Source organism: Rhizobium sp. NFACC06-2, assembly GCF_900101425.1.
In the GTDB taxonomy this organism is placed as follows: Bacteria; Pseudomonadota; Alphaproteobacteria; order Rhizobiales; family Rhizobiaceae; genus Agrobacterium; species Agrobacterium leguminum.
Window position 1 is genome coordinate 22,886 of sequence record NZ_FMVA01000028.1, and the last position, 15,469, is coordinate 38,354.

General features: G+C 59.3%; 13 protein-coding genes and 1 tRNA gene. 11 read left to right on the plus strand and 3 right to left on the minus strand.

From position 1 onward, the window contains the following. Positions 1–81 precede the first annotated feature (81 nt). Positions 82–3,828 (minus strand): cell division protein PodJ, encoded by a 3,747-nt coding sequence (podJ, locus tag F3H58_RS26355; RefSeq protein ID WP_149744355.1) that lies wholly within the window; start codon positions 3,826–3,828, stop codon positions 82–84. A 376-nt stretch (positions 3,829–4,204) separates the two neighbouring features. Between podJ and F3H58_RS26365 the strand changes: the two genes are divergently transcribed. The 6 genes from F3H58_RS26365 to F3H58_RS26395 all read left to right on the plus strand — a co-directional run bounded on the left by F3H58_RS26365 (position 4,205) and on the right by F3H58_RS26395 (position 10,612). Then, positions 4,205–6,001: an acyl-CoA dehydrogenase C-terminal domain-containing protein gene (locus tag F3H58_RS26365; protein ID WP_149744356.1), complete on the plus strand. Its 1,797-nt coding sequence runs from the start codon at positions 4,205–4,207 to the stop codon at positions 5,999–6,001. Between the two features lie 36 nt (positions 6,002–6,037). Then, the gene (locus F3H58_RS26370) at positions 6,038–7,246 is read left to right on the plus strand and encodes an acetyl-CoA C-acetyltransferase (protein ID WP_149744357.1); all 1,209 of its coding nucleotides are present in this window, start codon (positions 6,038–6,040) and stop codon (positions 7,244–7,246) included. Positions 7,247–7,329: 83 nt separating this feature from the next. Beyond that, positions 7,330–7,467 carry a hypothetical protein gene (locus tag F3H58_RS27670; RefSeq protein WP_286170162.1) on the plus strand — a complete coding sequence of 46 codons (138 nt, stop codon included), beginning with the start codon at positions 7,330–7,332 and terminating at the stop codon, positions 7,465–7,467. A gap of 34 nt (positions 7,468–7,501) precedes the next feature. Beyond that, the gene (locus tag F3H58_RS26380) at positions 7,502–9,718 is read left to right on the plus strand and encodes a 3-hydroxyacyl-CoA dehydrogenase NAD-binding domain-containing protein (protein ID WP_149744359.1); all 2,217 of its coding nucleotides are present in this window, start codon (positions 7,502–7,504) and stop codon (positions 9,716–9,718) included. 153 nt (positions 9,719–9,871) lie between these two features. Next, on the plus strand, positions 9,872–10,297 hold the full coding sequence (locus F3H58_RS26385; RefSeq protein ID WP_003522779.1) for a hypothetical protein: 426 nt from the start codon (positions 9,872–9,874) through the stop codon (positions 10,295–10,297). Between the two features lie 239 nt (positions 10,298–10,536). After that, positions 10,537–10,612 (plus strand) — tRNA-Phe (locus F3H58_RS26395). Between the two features lie 85 nt (positions 10,613–10,697). Here F3H58_RS26395 and F3H58_RS26400 read toward each other — a convergent pair. Beyond that, on the minus strand, positions 10,698–11,762 hold the full coding sequence (locus F3H58_RS26400; RefSeq protein ID WP_149744360.1) for a tyrosine-type recombinase/integrase: 1,065 nt from the start codon (positions 11,760–11,762) through the stop codon (positions 10,698–10,700). 476 nt (positions 11,763–12,238) lie between these two features. Then, a complete protein-coding gene (locus tag F3H58_RS26405; protein WP_149744361.1) occupies positions 12,239–12,607 on the minus strand; it encodes a hypothetical protein in 369 nt (122 codons plus the stop codon). Between the two features lie 106 nt (positions 12,608–12,713). Here F3H58_RS26405 and F3H58_RS26410 point away from each other — a divergent pair, with 106 nt between their 5' ends. From F3H58_RS26410 to F3H58_RS26430, 5 genes are all read left to right on the plus strand, one after another. Next, positions 12,714–12,941 carry a helix-turn-helix domain-containing protein gene (locus F3H58_RS26410; protein ID WP_149744362.1) on the plus strand — a complete coding sequence of 76 codons (228 nt, stop codon included), beginning with the start codon at positions 12,714–12,716 and terminating at the stop codon, positions 12,939–12,941. Positions 12,942–13,060: 119 nt separating this feature from the next. Beyond that, positions 13,061–13,294, plus strand: a complete 234-nt coding sequence (locus F3H58_RS26415; protein ID WP_149744363.1) for a helix-turn-helix transcriptional regulator — start codon at positions 13,061–13,063, stop codon at positions 13,292–13,294. 95 nt (positions 13,295–13,389) lie between these two features. Next, entirely contained in the window at positions 13,390–13,617 is a 228-nt protein-coding gene (locus F3H58_RS26420; RefSeq protein WP_149744364.1) for a hypothetical protein, read from the plus strand. A gap of 409 nt (positions 13,618–14,026) precedes the next feature. Beyond that, positions 14,027–14,563 carry a YjaZ family protein gene (locus F3H58_RS26425; protein WP_188129093.1) on the plus strand — a complete coding sequence of 179 codons (537 nt, stop codon included), beginning with the start codon at positions 14,027–14,029 and terminating at the stop codon, positions 14,561–14,563. Between the two features lie 634 nt (positions 14,564–15,197). Beyond that, on the plus strand, positions 15,198–15,469 hold a 272-nt coding region (locus tag F3H58_RS26430; protein WP_149744365.1), incomplete at its 3' end, for a transposase.

Sequence of the window (15,469 nt, forward strand, 5' to 3'; positions counted from 1 at the left end):
CCGTGTGTCGGCAGCCGGCCACATTCCTGCGCCGGGCTGAGCGAAAGCGGCCCAGGGGCCGCTTCGCCGGTTCTTGAATGTTTATTTGTTGCGGGCGAGAAGCGCGGTCACCAGCTCGTTGGTAATACGGCCGTCCGGCGTCTGGCCCACGGACTTCTGGAAGTCCTTGATGGCCGTCACCGTGTTCTTGCCAAGCTTGCCATCGGGCTGGCCGGCATCGAAACCGTTCTTGTTCAGGATGGCCTGAATGTTGCGGATCGCCTTTTCCATGTCCACGGAGGCAGTTTTCACGCCTTCCTTGCCGGCCCATTCCTCGGGCGGGTTGACGCTGTTGGCATCTTCCGAAAGCGGCTTGACCTTCCAGGCATCCACCTTGGCCTTGGCGCTCTGAAGCTGCTGCGGGTTCAAGGCCCCTGCCACTTCGTCGCGCTTCTGGGCGGCGTCGGCGTCGCCATCCTTAGCTGCGATGGCGAACCACTTGTAGGATTCCTCGATGTCCTGCTTCACGCCGCTGCCGCGCGCATAGAGAATGGCGAGGTTGAACTGGCTGTCACGAACGCCGAGGTCGGAAGCCTTGATGAACCATTGCGCGGCGGCGGCGAAATCCGGCTGACCGGCCGCATCGGAAGCAAGCAGCACGGCAAGATTGTGCATGGCGCCCGCATTGCCCTGTTCCGCGGCCAGCGTGTAATAGCGCTTGGCTTCGGGAAGGTTGCGTTCAACGCCGTTCGCCTTCTCGTAGAGATTGGCGAGACGATATTGCGCGGGCGCAAGGCCGCGATCAGCGGCGAGCTTATACCATTTTGCCGCCTCGGTGCGGTCGGCAGCAACGCCGCGGCCATCGGTGTAGCGGGCTGCGATCTCGAACAGTGCCTGCGTGTCGCCCTTGGCGGCCGCTTCCGCAAGCGATGCTGGCTCGATGCCGGCGGGAACGGTGATGGCGTCCTGAGCGGGAGCAGCCGTGGCGGCGACCTGTGCCGGAGCCGAAGGTTCGTTCTGCGCGACGGTGCCGGAATTTGCCGCATCCACGGCAGGAACGTCGGCAACCGGCGGCTCGTCAGGCAGCGGTGCGCCGCCGACGGTGCGGGGATCGATGGTGTTTTGCGCCGGCGCGGTGTTTTCGATGCTGTCTGCGGATGCGGCCTGTTCCGGATCGATGGCGAGATCGGACGGAATGGTCACGGCCTTGTCGCCCGCTTCGGGAAGCGCGGAGACCGGGCCATTGTCCTGCTTCTGCTCGATGACGGGAACCGGGGCTTCCGCGCCGCCGATCAGCGTCTTGACGAGCGGCATGGCCATCATCGCCAGAAGAATGGCGCCGATGCCGAGCAGCAGCGGGCGGCGATAGCGCGAAAGCCCCGATGCCTCGGCCTTGCGGCCCTTCTTGCCGGTATCAAGCTTCTCCGGCGATGTTTCCATGGCGGCGGCCTGCGCCGCACGACGGGCGGCGGCAATGAAATCCGTCCGTCCTTCGGCGTCTGCGGCCTTGCCGCTGGCGGCCACCTGGCTAGCGCGCACGCGCTCGAGGATTTTCTTGATATCGGGTGCACCCGAACCCGGCTCCAGAAGTTCGTTCTCCTGACCCGCCGGCAGAACGTCGATCGGATCGAGCGACGGGGCGGGCTCGACTTGCGTGCGGGAGGAGGAGGCCGATACGGGTTCTTCTGCGGCCTTGACGGTCTTTGCAGTACCCGTCTTGAAACGCTTCGTCAGGCCGGCAAGCAGGCTCTTTTTTTCCGCCTTCGCGGGCTTTGCCGCAGCGGGAGGCACGATGGCATCCCCATCTTCCCCGTCGGCGTCGAGAATGGCCTGTTCTTCGGCGATATAACCCTCTTCCGGGAAGATGGCGGCCGGCATGGATACATCTTCGTGCGCGGGGGCCGACACAGGCTTCGTGACGTTGCGGGGCGCGGCCTCTTCGCGGTAGACCGGGGCATTGTCGAGGTTATCCAGCCGGCCGGCGATCTGCACCAGCGTCTCATGCAGCGCTTCGAATGTGCGGTGCGTGCGCTCTTCGGTGTTGCGGCTCAAGGCTTCGAGATTGCGCAGATCGGTCGCAAGATCGGTCAGCATGGTCATGTCGGCAAGGTTCGCGCCGGCCGAGAGATTATTGCGGGTATAGGCGTCGAGAACGGCCTCGGCCGCCTGCCGGGCTGCTTCGATGATATATTCGTCGTTGGACGCCATGTAGTCTTCGATGGCCGCCATGCGGGCATCGAGTTCAGGCGGCATGCCTGCGACCTGCATCTGCACCGGCTGGCTGATCAGCGTTGAGAGATGGGCGATCTGGTTTTCGAGGCTTGCCAGCGCGTGGCTGTCGGCAGGCGCGGCATGGGCGGTCTCGTCGAGACGGGCGGCAATATTGCCGAGCCGCTCTTCCAGACGCGAGAAGGCGCTTTCGCTGAGGCCCGATGCCGGCTGCGGCTGGCTGTAACGATAATCGAGGTCCTCGATCCGCCGCGAGAGCAGGTCAAGCCGTTCGGCCAGACCGTCATTGACGGCGCCGTGATCCAGCGCATCGATTTTGCGGGAAATGTCGCTGAGGAAAGACGTCAGCTCCGCCTGTTGCGAGGGGCGCTGCGAACGCTCCAGAAGCAGGGAAAGCTGGTCCAGCCGCTCATGCAACTGGGCGGCGTCGCGGGCGGTGCTGAGTTCGTCGATCTTGCCCGCCAGCGCTTCGAGACGGGCGGTCAGGTCCAGCGCCGGTTCAGGTTTTGCGGCGGCAAGGCGGTTGATGTCGCCGAGCTGTTCGGCAAGGCCGTTCAGCCGGTTCTCAAGACGCTGCGCCAGCGCATTGTCCGTTGCCTGCGCATTGGCGCGCGTGCCGGTTGCGGCAATGGCGCGGCTGATTTCGTCCAGCCGCTGGTCGAGACCGGAAAACTGTTCGGTAAAGGCCGCTTCATTCGGCTGCATATGCTTGCCGAGCTGCTCCACGGCGCTGGCAATGGCGATCAGCTTGTCTTCGAGCACGCGCACGGCCGGATTGTTGCTCATGCCGCCGAGCTGCGTCTTGATGTCATCGAGACGATAGGCGAGCGAAACGATCTCATCCTGCAACGCGCCGGCGTCGAAACCGCGCAGCGTGTCTTCCACATTGTTCCAGCGGCTTTCGATCCGGTGCACGCTGTCTTCGCGCGCAAGCTGGTCGATCGTCAGGCGCAGGTCCTCGAATTCGTTGCGCAGCCCGTAGGCATCGGGAGACGCCAGATTGCCGAGCTGGTCGATGCTGCCGGCCAACCGCGCTATGTCGTCGCGCAGATCGCCGATGAACTGCTGGTCTTCCGCCACCGCGCGAATATTGCGGATTTCGGCGCGCAGGCCCTGCGCTTCGCGGGAGACACCTTCGGCAATGTCGTGCTTCAGCTCATGCCGCAGATTGACGAGCGCCTGGGCGATTTCCTGCAGAGCTGCGTCATTGCGTTGCTGTTCCTGATGGGGCGGAATGGCGCGGGCCCGCGGTGCGGGAGCGGCCGCCTGCTGGGCGTCCCTCGGCCGGTATTCCGGTGCAAGCGGGCGGGTAATCGTCCGCTCCGGGCGGAGAGCGGGTTCCTGCGGGCGCTGGAAGCTCGCTTCGAGAAGGCGCTGGCGCTGGCGAATTTCATTGACGGGATCGAGCTGCGGCGGGGTAACACTGGCGCGCGGTTCGCGCGACGCGGCGTAAGCCTCGTTTTTGGGCTCGGCTTGCGCGCTCGCGGCTCGCTGATCGCGCGGGAACTTCTGGCTCATCAGCCCTTCGATACGGGCTTCCAGGCCTTCAATGGTGCGATTGAGCGCATCAAGAGACGATCTGTCGCTTGGCTGTTGGGTTTTCGATCGCAATCCGTTCATCTTTTCGCTCGCTTCGCTTCCGCCCGCCGTGCCCGGTTATCTGTCGCGACGTTGCCTGCCTGGACACGCCGTCGCCGCAACATGCAGCAATCCTAGAGCCGGTATTCGCCCCCGTTGAGGAAAATGCGCCGGAGTACGAAGCAGTTACCTCTGTCGGGAGAATTCACGAAACGTGGTAAAGAAGTGGTTAACTATGGTCGGAATTTTTTAACTTTTACGGCAGGCGACAGCCCCGCGCCGGGCCGGAGGTCCATTCCGCGAAAAAGGAGAAGGATATTCCGCTGAAATTTATTTGACGTTTACGCGCACGTCAAATATTGTCATCCCATATCGGCCGGATTATTGCCGGCGCCCACGATGCGGAGGAACATCGGTAATGCCTGTTTACAAGGCCCCAGTTAAAGACACGCTTTTTATCCTGAACGACGTTCTCGGCCTGGAGCGGTATAACAACCTGCCCGGCTTCGAGGATGCAACCCCCGACATGATCGAGGCCATTACCGGTGAAGCGGCCAAGCTTGCCGAAGAGCGGCTTTTCCCGCTCAACCTTTCCGGCGACCAACAGGGTTGCAAGCGCGCCGATGACGGTTCGGTTTCCGTGCCGGATGGTTTCAAGGATGCTTATGACGCCTATTGCGAGGGCGGCTGGATCGGTCTTGCCGTTCCGCCGGAATTCGGCGGTCAGGGCCTGCCCTATACGCTGCACGCCGCCATTGGCGAATATATGTCGTCGGCCAACCTGTCGCTGATGATGTATCCCGGCCTGACGCAGGGTGCGATTGCCGCCATTCTGGTGCATGGCACGCAGGAGCAGAAGGACACCTACCTGCCGAAGATGGTGGAAGGCACATGGTCCGGCACCATGAACCTGACCGAACCCCATTGCGGCACCGATCTCGGCATGCTGCGCACCAAGGCTGTGCCGCAGGCTGACGGCAGCTACAAAATCTCCGGCCAGAAGATCTTCATCTCCGCCGGCGAACATTCCATGACGAACAATATCGTTCATCTGGTAATCGCCCGCATCGAAGGCGCGCCTGAGGGCACCAAAGGCATTTCGCTCTTCATCGTACCGAAGTTCCTGGTGAAGGAAGACGGCACGCCGGGCGAGCGCAACGGCGTCACCTGCGGTGCGATCGAGCACAAGATGGGCATTCACGGCAACGCCACCTGCGTCATGAACTACGATGACGCGACCGGTTATCTGCTCGGTGCTGAGAACAAGGGCCTTTCGGCCATGTTCGTGATGATGAACGAAGCCCGCCTCGGCGTCGGCCTTCAGGGTCTTTCCGTTGGCGAGATCGCCTATCAGAACGCGGTCGAATATGCCCGTGAGCGTATTCAGGGCCGCTCGCTCTCCGGAGCGAAATTCCCCGACAGGAAGGCCGACCCGATCATCGTGCATCCCGATATCCGCCGCACGCTGATGACCATCAAGGCCTATAACGAGGCCGGCCGCGCTTTCCTTTTGTGGACGGCGCTGCAATCAGATATCGCCCATCGCTCCACCGATGAGAAGGAGCGGCAGGCGGCAGACGACCTGCTCGGTCTCGTCACGCCGATCCTCAAGGGCGTGCTGACCGACAAGGGCTTTGACCATGCCGTTATGGCGCAGCAGGTCTTCGGCGGCCATGGCTACATCGAGGAACATGGCATGAGCCAATATGTCCGCGATGCGCGCATCACCATGATCTATGAGGGCGCTAACGGCATTCAGGCGCTCGATCTGGTTGGCCGTAAGCTCGGCATGAATGGCGGCCGCGCCGTCATGGCGCTGTTCAAGGAAATCGGCGATTTCTGCGAGGAAAACCGCGCCGATGAAAAACTCAGCCTTTACACCAAGGGTCTGAAGAAGGGCTTGAACGACCTGCAGGCCGCAACCATGTGGTTCATGCAGAACGCCATGGCGAAACCCGACAATGCCGGTGCCGGCTCGACCGATTACATGCATCTCTTCGGCATCGTGGTGCTGGGCTACATGCAGGCGCGCATGGCGAAAGCCGCCAGCGAAGCGCTTGCAGCCGGCAGCGCTTCGGACGAGGATTACCTCAAGACCAAGCTTGTCACGGCGAAATTTTATATGGAGCGCATCATGCCGGAAACGGCGCTGCGCAAGGCCCGCATCGAAACCGGCGCGGACACCATGATGGAACTGGCTGCGGAAGCATTCTGAGAAATCTGGCGTTCATAACGCCACAGGGAGAGAGTTATGACCGACGTATTTATCTACGACCATGTCCGCACCCCGCGCGGACGCGGCAAGAAGGATGGCAGCCTGCATGAGGTGCCTTCCGTTCGCCTTGCCGCCAAGACACTGGAAGCCCTCCGCGACCGCAACGGACTTGATACATCCACGGTAGACGACATCATCATGGGCTGCGTCGATCCCGTCATGGATGCCGGCGCGGTGATCCCCAAGGCCGCCGCCTTCGAGGCCGGTTATTCCAACAGGGCGCCGGGCATGCAGATCTCGCGCTTCTGCGCCTCGGGTCTCGATGCCATCAATTTCGCGGCCGGCAAGGTCAAGGCGGGGTCTGACGACATCGTCATCGCCGGTGGCGTTGAAAGCATGTCGCGCGTCGGCATGGGCATGTCGGGCGGCGCCTGGTATATGGACCCTTCGGTCAATTTCCCGGCCTTCTTCATGCCGCAGGGCGTGTCGGCCGATCTCATCGCCACCAAATATGGTTTCTCCCGTGACGATGTCGACGCCTATGCCGTCGAAAGCCAGAAGCGTGCGGCGCATGCCTGGGATAAGGGCTATTTCAACAAATCAGTCATTCCGGTGAAGGACCAGAACGGCCTGACCATCCTCGACCGCGACGAACATATGCGCCCCGGCACGGACATGCAGGCGCTGGCCTCCCTCAACCCATCCTTCCAGATGCCGGGTGAAATGGGCGGCTTCGAAGCCGTCGGGATTATGGCGCACCCGGAAGTGGAGCGGATCAATTACGTCCATCACGCCGGCAATTCGTCCGGCATCGTTGACGGTGCTGCCGCCGTGCTGGTTGGCTCGAAGGCGGGCGGCGAGGCAATGGGCATCAAGCCCCGTGCCCGCATCAAGGCATTCGCCAATATCGGCTCCGATCCGGCGCTGATGCTCACCGGCCCGGTGGATGTGACCGAAAAGCTCCTGAAAAAGACCGGAATGTCGCTTGCCGATATCGATCTTTTCGAACTCAACGAGGCCTTCGCCGCCGTGGTCCTGCGTTACATGCAGGCCTTCGACATCGACCACGACCGGATGAACGTCAATGGCGGCGCCATCGCCATGGGCCATCCGCTCGGTGCAACCGGCGCGATGATCCTCGGTACGGTGCTGGATGAGCTGGAGCGGCGCGATCTGAACACCGCGCTTGTCACGCTCTGCATTGGCGCTGGCATGGGCACGGCGACGGTTATCGAGCGGGTTTGAGGCTGGTCATGAGGCGCGAGGTTTACGAGCGGCCCAAGAATGAGATCGAACAGCAGCTGGCTCGGCACAATCTGGAAAAGGACATGGCACAGGATCATAAGGCGTCCATCCGCCCCGTTTCGCCTGTCTACGTCCAGCGGCTCCGGGCAGAGCGTTGGGGTTTGGTTGTGTTTCTCGTTCTCGTGGTCGGTTGTATCAGCCTCGCAATCGGACTGTCGTAACCGCAGAAAAATTTGAGGGAAGAGGAATCCCAAAATGAGCACTTACACCAATTTCACCATCGAGACGGACGCAGACGGCATTGCCCTCGTCACCTGGGACATGCCGGAAAAATCCATGAACGTCTTCACATCAGAAGTGATGGACGAGCTGAATGCCATTGTTGACGCCACCGTCGCCGACAGCGCCGTCAAGGGCGTTGTCTTCACATCAGGCAAAAGCACCTTTTCCGGCGGCGCCGATCTTTCGATGATCAAGTCGATGTTCTCCTTCTATAATGATGAGAAGACGAAGAACCCCGATCAGGCGGCGGCAAAGCTGTTCGAGCTGGTTGGCCGCATGACGGGCCTGTTCCGCAAGATCGAGACCAACGGCAAACCCTGGGTCTCGGCCATCAACGGCACCTGCATGGGCGGCGCTTTCGAACTGTCGCTCGCCTGCCACGGCCGCGTCGCTTCCAGCGCCAAGAGCCTCAAGATCGCCCTGCCGGAAGTCAAGGTCGGCATCTTCCCCGGCGCCGGCGGCACCCAGCGTGTGCCGCGCCTGACGGACGCACAATCGGCATTGCAGATGATGACAACCGGCCAGTCGCTGACCGGCGCGCGCGCCAAGGCCATGGGGCTGGTGCATCAGGTGGTGGAGCCGGATCAGCTGGTCTCCACTGCAAAGCAGATGATCAAGGACGGCCTGAAGCCGGTTGCGCCCTGGGATGAAAAGGGCTTCAAGGCTCCCGGCGGCGGCATCTGGACGCCGGCCGCAGCCCAGCTCTGGCCAGCCGCCCCCGCCATCCTGCGCCGCGAAAGCGCCGGTAACTATCCGGCCGCACTCGTCATTCTCAAATGCGTCTATGAAGGCTTGCAATTGCCCTTCGATACCGCATTGAAGGTGGAGCAGCGTTATTTCACCGAAATCCTTCGCTCGAAGGAAGCCTTCGGCATGATTCGCTCGCTGTTCATTTCCATGCAGGAACTGGGCAAGGGCGCGCGCCGCCCGGCCGGCCAGCCGAAGACGGAGTTCAAGAAGGTTGGCGTCGTCGGTGCGGGCTTCATGGGCGCTGCCGTCGCTTATGTCACCGCCGCGGCCGGCATTCCGGTCACGCTGGTGGATCGTGATCAGGAAGCCGCCGACAAGGGCAAGGGCCATTGCGAGGAAAGCGTCAAGGCCGCCATCGGCAAGGGCAGGCTGACGCAGGATGAGGGCAAGGCCCTGCTCGACCTCGTCACCCCGACGGCGGATTACAAGGCGCTTTCCGATGCCGATCTCGTCATCGAGGCCGTCTTCGAAGACCGCGACGTGAAGAAGGCCGTCATCGAAGCCGTGGAAGCCGTCTTGCCGCAGGGCGCGATCTTCGCTTCCAACACCTCCACTTTGCCGATCACCGGCCTTGCGAAGAACTCCAAGCGCCCGGCGGATTTCATCGGCATCCACTTCTTCTCGCCGGTCGAGAAGATGATGCTGACGGAAGTGATCCTCGGCAAGGAAACCGGCGACAAGGCGCTCGCCGTCGCGCTGGATTATGTGGCGAAGATCAAAAAGACCCCGATTGTGGTCAACGATACGCGCGGCTTCTTCGTCAATCGCTGCGTGCTGCGCTACATGGCAGAAAGCTACGATATGCTGATCGAAGGCGTACCCGCCGCCATGATCGAAAATGCCGCGAAATTCGCCGGCATGCCGGTCGGCCCGCTGGCGCTGAACGATGAGGTGGCGATCGATCTTTCCTACAAGATCCTAAAAGCCACCGTCGCCGATCTCGGCGAAAAGGCCGTCGATCCGCGCCATATGGAACTGGTGAAGAAGCTGGTGGAAGGCGAGGGCCGTTTCGGCCGCAAGAACGCGAAGGGCTTTTACGACTATCCGCCAAAGCCCGCCAAAAAATCCCTCTGGCCCGGCCTGAAGGACCTCTATCCGCAGCAGAAGCCTGAAGCGGTGGATATGGAGGTGCTGAAACAGCGCTTCCTCGTCACTGTGGCGCTGGAAGCCGCCCGCACGGTGGAAGAAGGCATCGTCACCGATCCGCGTGAAGCGGATGTCGGCTCCATCCTCGGTTTCGGCTTTGCGCCCTATACCGGCGGCGCGCTGTCCTACATCGACGGCATGGGCGTGAAGAACTTCGTGGCACTCGCCGAGAAACTCAGCGAGGCCTATGGCCCGCGCTTCAAGCCGACACCGCTTTTGAAGGACATGGCCGCCAAGGGCGAGACCTTCTACGGCCGCTTCGATCCCTATGCCAGCGCCGCCAAGGCGGCCTGAGGCTCCGCGAGACATTGAACAGGCCCTTCGGGGCCTGTTTTATTATGCCTGTCTCCCCGCTTTTCGTGCATCCTTTGCCCGGCTGAGGCGTTGAAAAGGCTGACCGGGCAAAAGCGCCCGCCGCCGCAATTCAGCACGCCTCAGGAGACAGCGATGAAAGCACCACTGCGATCCCACGGTTTCGACAAGCCCTCGGACCTTGACGACCATCTGGCCGAACTGGACGAAGAGGCCGCGGAGAAGGAGGCTGCAAAACCCGCTGCTGCCCGAAGGGCGCGTGCCGCCGCCCCGGCGGAATCATCCTTGCGGGCGGAGTTGGAAGACCTTCGCAAACAGCTCGAAAAGATTCGCCGCGACGTCAAACGGCTGGAAGCCGCCTCCAACACGCCGCATCATAAATCCGCCGATGCCCGGCATGAGCGCGACCGTGAGAATTCGCGCCTGATGACGGTGGTGCGCTCCGTTGCCGTCACATCGCTAGCAAGCCGCATCTTCGCTTCCTCGCCCGTCATGGCGGCGCTGGTGGCCGTTGTGCCAATCGCGCTCGGCCTTGCCGCACGGCGCAATGAGGGGGCGTAAGCCGTCCCCTGCCGCGCCGCCGCCCGCTGGCCCGGCGGATGCCCAGGAGCGGGTTTCCCGCCGCAATCCGGCCTTCGCCGGGCAGACTTTCCAGCCATCCACAGGCGCCGTGAAAAAACTGTCAAAAAACTTCGCGATGGCGCTTGCCATGTCTGAACAAGATGTTATAACCCCGCTCACTTTCGGGGCACCAAACAGCCCCGCCCGCCAAAAGCGGAGGTTCTTCAAGGACCTGAAGTGCCCGGATAGCTCAGTTGGTAGAGCAGCGGATTGAAAATCCGCGTGTCGGTGGTTCAAATCCGCCTCCGGGCACCATTTCTTAACAGTTTGGTTTTGTTTTGTAATTTACCCCTTAACTAACCTGCTGCGATAACTTTTCTAGACGCGGTTTTTCACGTTTCTAGACGCCGGTTGTTTTCCATCTGTTCACTTCGGCCTCAAGGTCGCCCATGGTTTCGGCCATCTTCTTGGACATGTCGGCGCGGCGAGAATAGTGCTTTGCCATGGCTTCGGTCTTCTGACCCAGCATCTGCGCGATCGTCGCGTAGTCCTTGCCCATCTCGGCGAGGATGGTTGCGACAGTATGGCGAAGGCCCTTGAGCGTAAGGTCAGGCTGGATCTTGCCTTCCTCCTCGAGCTTCAATTTTATAGGGCGCCATGACGCCCTAAAGCCAGAAACTGTCCAAGGCTTGCCGCGGCTGTTGGCGCAAAGCGTGAGCGTAGTTGCGGGATGCTTCGGCTCTTCGGCCAGCACATCAAGCACAGGCGTCGGCAATGGCACCCAAACTGGAACGCCGGTCTTTCCTCGGCGCGTGTCCAGCTTGCCGCCAGAGACGGCCATGCGTGGCAGTTCAAGGGCGTCTTGAGGGTCAAGGCCGCAATACATCATCAACGCCACAGGAAGGCGCATGTGAGGCGGTAACGCAGCGGCGACGGCATCCCGCTCGAAGTCCAACCAAGGCCGGTTTGCTTCGGGGGCATCGGTCGCTTTGCGCACGCGCTTGACCTTGGCGACTGGGTTCGTCGCCATAAGCTCTTGCTCGATGGCGTGTTCAAACAAGATAGAAAGGACGGTCAGCGTATAGTTGGCAAACTTCCGCTTCTTTTTTTCGAAGGTCTTGTCCCTCAGGCGTGCCACCCAACCTTGAGAAAGCTCGGACAGCGGTGACGGTCCAAGCGGTTGCAGATAGGTGAGCACCTTCTGATAATCCGACTTGGTGCGGCTCTTGAGCATTTGGAAGCCGGCGGACTTGCGGTATGACACGATGAGCGCGGCCAGCGTGCCAGCCTTCGCCTCCTGCCCGCGCGTAGCCGCATCGATCGCCTCAAGTTCAGCGAAGAATTCGGGCGTGCCGAATTCCGCCTTGAGCCGCTTGCCGGTCTTGCGGTGGTAGGCATACCACTTGCCGGTCTTCGGTTCGAAGTAGCGCTTTAGGCCTTTCACTCTGACAACTGTTCCAGTCATAGCGCATCCAGCTGAAAGTCGGCGGTCCGCAACGGTGCTTCACCCGGTCGTAGACTGTCAATCCATGCGTCCACCTCACGGATGTCGTACCGCTCCCATCGAGCGCCAACACCCAGCGCGTGCTCGCACCGGGCAAACGGAATCGAAAGATGGAAGGCTCAAGCCGCAATATCGCGCCGCTTGCGTCTTGGTGAGAAGACGCAAAGGTACATTGTCGTTGGCGGGGCGCATGCGTCCTCCTCTATTGTTCGTGACGTAACTTTCAGAACCAGCCTGCAAAAAGTCCAATGTCGCTTGATGAAAAAGTTTGGCCCCGCTCAACCAAGAGGGAGCAGGGCCGCGACGGTTCGTTGCTGGTGAGGCCTTAGGTGGTGACTACGCCGTCGCTATTTCTGCCGGGATAAGAGGCCCGCGCAGCCACAAGGGCGCGCTGGGCAAGTTGGCCAGCCTGGGAATGCGGAGGCTGGCGACGAAGGTCAGTTCACCAGCTTTGGATCCATCCCAAGAGCGGCGCGGTAATCCTCGACGTCTTCCCTTGAAATTGTCGTTATTTCGACGATTCGAAGATTGCTCAATTCGCTCAGCGTGCAAAGAAAAGGATGGGGCAGGCCATCATAGTACATAGCATCGACCACGCCACCGGGGCGAAAGCCTAATATTGTCAGGTACCAAACATAGCCGTCGGATTTCTGAAACTTGAGTATGTCACCCACCGAAAATTTCGGGGGGTTCTGCTGCTCGAAAACATCATGGAATGTCGGTCTTCTTCTGCCGACGAGCGCGCGCGGCAGTTGCTCTCTGGCATTGCTGCGCGCCGGTTCGTGTCTTCTGCTTGCATGCGTCATTTCGGTATGCTCCTCAGTTGCCATTCCGTAGCGATTTCGCTACTGTGTAACCAATACATCTGAAAAATCGCTACGTCAACGCGAAATCGCTACAGGATTGCAAAAAATGTTGCCGGTACAGTGCCGCATGGCTCGAATTGCCCTTGAATGGGGCGTGCGCGAACTGGCGGACGCGGCGGACGTTTCCACAAACACGGTTACACGCTTCGAGAAGGGCGATGAGCTCAAGCAACGTACGGTCGACGCCATGAGGACAGCTATGGAGGCGAGGGGAGTCGTGTTCGTTGAGGCCGGTGATACGGCTGATGGTTACGGCGTCACCATTAAGGCTTGACCGCAATAGGAACCGCAGAATAGCTTCTAATTGCGGCCACCACCCCGCAGGTCACCCACCTGCCACCACCGAATGGGAAATTGTTCAACGCGCCAAGTGCGTAATGTTTGGTGATGCCCATGTCTGAACTTCCACGCCTCATTGGTCGCAAAGAAGCGGCCGCCTATCTCGGCATCGCAGAGTCCACGTTTTCAATGTGGGTTGCCACACACAAGATGCCACCCACCATCCCAGGCACAAGAAAATGGGATAGGCGAGCGATCGACGCAAGGCTCGATGAAATCAGCGGTTTGGATACCGACGATACCGCCGAGGATGAGTTCGAGAAGTGGTTGAGGGAAAATCCGAGCTAAACGCAGGTGAAAGCCTGTAAATGCTTCGCTAACTTACCTTGACCGTTCCACAACCCTAAAGCATCATCTCCGCAACTTACGGGAGATTCGGGGCCATGGCTAAACTTTTATATTCACTTGGGTTACTGCAGATTGTTGGCGGTGTTTTGATAGCGATGGCTGCCAAGTCCGCTATTCATGAAATCCTCGGCGCCGTTGCATTTGGAATGGGAGTTCTGGCCTTAGGTATAGGCGCTGTAATTTCACGCATTGTAGAAGTCGGCTTGACGTCGGAGAAGCAGGTTGGGCTCTTAAGCGACATCAAGGATGGCCGACAGGTTTAGTGGTGTCCACTAGAGATTGATGCGTTATTGACTTTTGGCGCAAAATGTGGTACGACGCGTCGTCCTTACCAAGGAAGCGAAGCGACCAAGACGAGCGGCCTTCCGTAAGGAAGTCGCTTCCTTGGTAAGGACGATCAAGTGCCTGAAAATACTAAAGATTTTAGCACGGGCTGCGGTATTTTTAAAGCCCCTCCAAAGTTTCATTTTCTCAGCCCTCAATGCGTTGATCATTGAGGTGATTATACGCTTTTTATTAGATTAAGTACATGGAAAATAAGCGTTTTTTTTGTTTTTGTGGTAGGTTCTCCTTCTTCGGAGGCCCCATTATGGATAAACTTACCTCTATGCTAAAATAACTTGCATTATCCCACAGCGCCCGCGTAAATTGTGTCGGGCAAGGGGAACGCGCTTGGCATTTTTTACGTCGAAATCAATTAACGGCATTACTTATGATCTGAGTCATCTGGAGCCGTTCACTTTCAAAGTTTCTCAGGACGATACCTCTTACCGAGTTCGCGTCGAATTTGGTCACCACTGCTTTACTGAGGAAAGATTGAGCTGGCATTCAATTGATCGTCTGTATGCCTTTAAGGGAGAAAAACGGTCCTTCTGCACCGAAAGATATAAAGATTCCAAACCGCTTAGAAGCATAATAGAATCCCTTAACGAGAGGACCGTGTACTTCGGCAAGGAGTATAACTATTTTGTTCTACGGAACACTGATTTACTCGGAAACGGTCCGCCATACGCGGTTTTTTTTGATGTCCAGAAGGCTCGGAATAAACGAGCCGGTGATGTGTTTATGAGGGTGCAGAGTGCCTATAAGAAACCAAACATGGTAGAGACGGCAGCGCCAATATCGTTTTTTGCCCTTCTCGACGCAAAAGCGAAAGGATTGCCACCGGCGCCAGGGAAGAAAATAACGATCAAAAGAATCCCTAAATAGGGCCAGAAAAGAATATAGCCCCCGAAGGGGCTATTTCCGGGGCATCTATTTCAATGCCCGCTGCGGTGCTAGTCGCCTTACGCTCACCCTGTGAGACAGATCTCTCTGCGCAACGGTCCCTATTGCCAAATGGCTCAACCGCCCTGGTTCCGTATGTAGTGACCATATACAAATCATTTGTAGCAGTCAACCAAATGTTGATTTTGTTGCACATTGACTGTTACAAAACCTGTAGCGTGATCTGTGCAATTAACTGCACAAAGACGTGGTGAGTTCCACCATACACAACAGCTCATTCTGTTGCGCCTGCCTTTCATCGAAACGCTTTACCGGTGGACTGGAGGCTCGTCCCGTGACCGTTAGTCAAACAAGGCCCACTAGGTCAATGATGGCTGAACTTCATCCGTAAAGTGCATGACCGAAGAGAGAATAGATGGGGGCGAGCTCATCGTCGCTCAGAGGGCTGTTATGCTTTGTCGCGTCGGGGCGCTCAGAAACAAGAAACATCACCAGCAAAACAGCAGGAACGTCGAATAGAATATTCTCGGGATCGCTATTTTTTAGAACATCCGCTATATACGGCTTGAACCGCACCGGATTTACCGGAGACCCCAACTCGTGAGAAGTAGGGTCTATGACAAGCAAGACGACGAACAAATTCTCCCCTGAAGTCCGCGCCCGTGCCGTGCGTATGGTGACGGAGCATGAAGCCGAACATCGCTCCCGCTGGGCAGCGGTATCATCGATAGCGGCCAAGATCGGCTGCTCGGCGCATACCCTCCATGAATGGGTGAAGAAGGCCGAGGTCGACAGCGGCAAGCGGGCTGGCCTGCCGAGCGACGTGGCCGAGAAGATGAAGGCACTGGAGCGGGAGAACCGGGAGCTTCGTCAGGCGAACGAGATTTT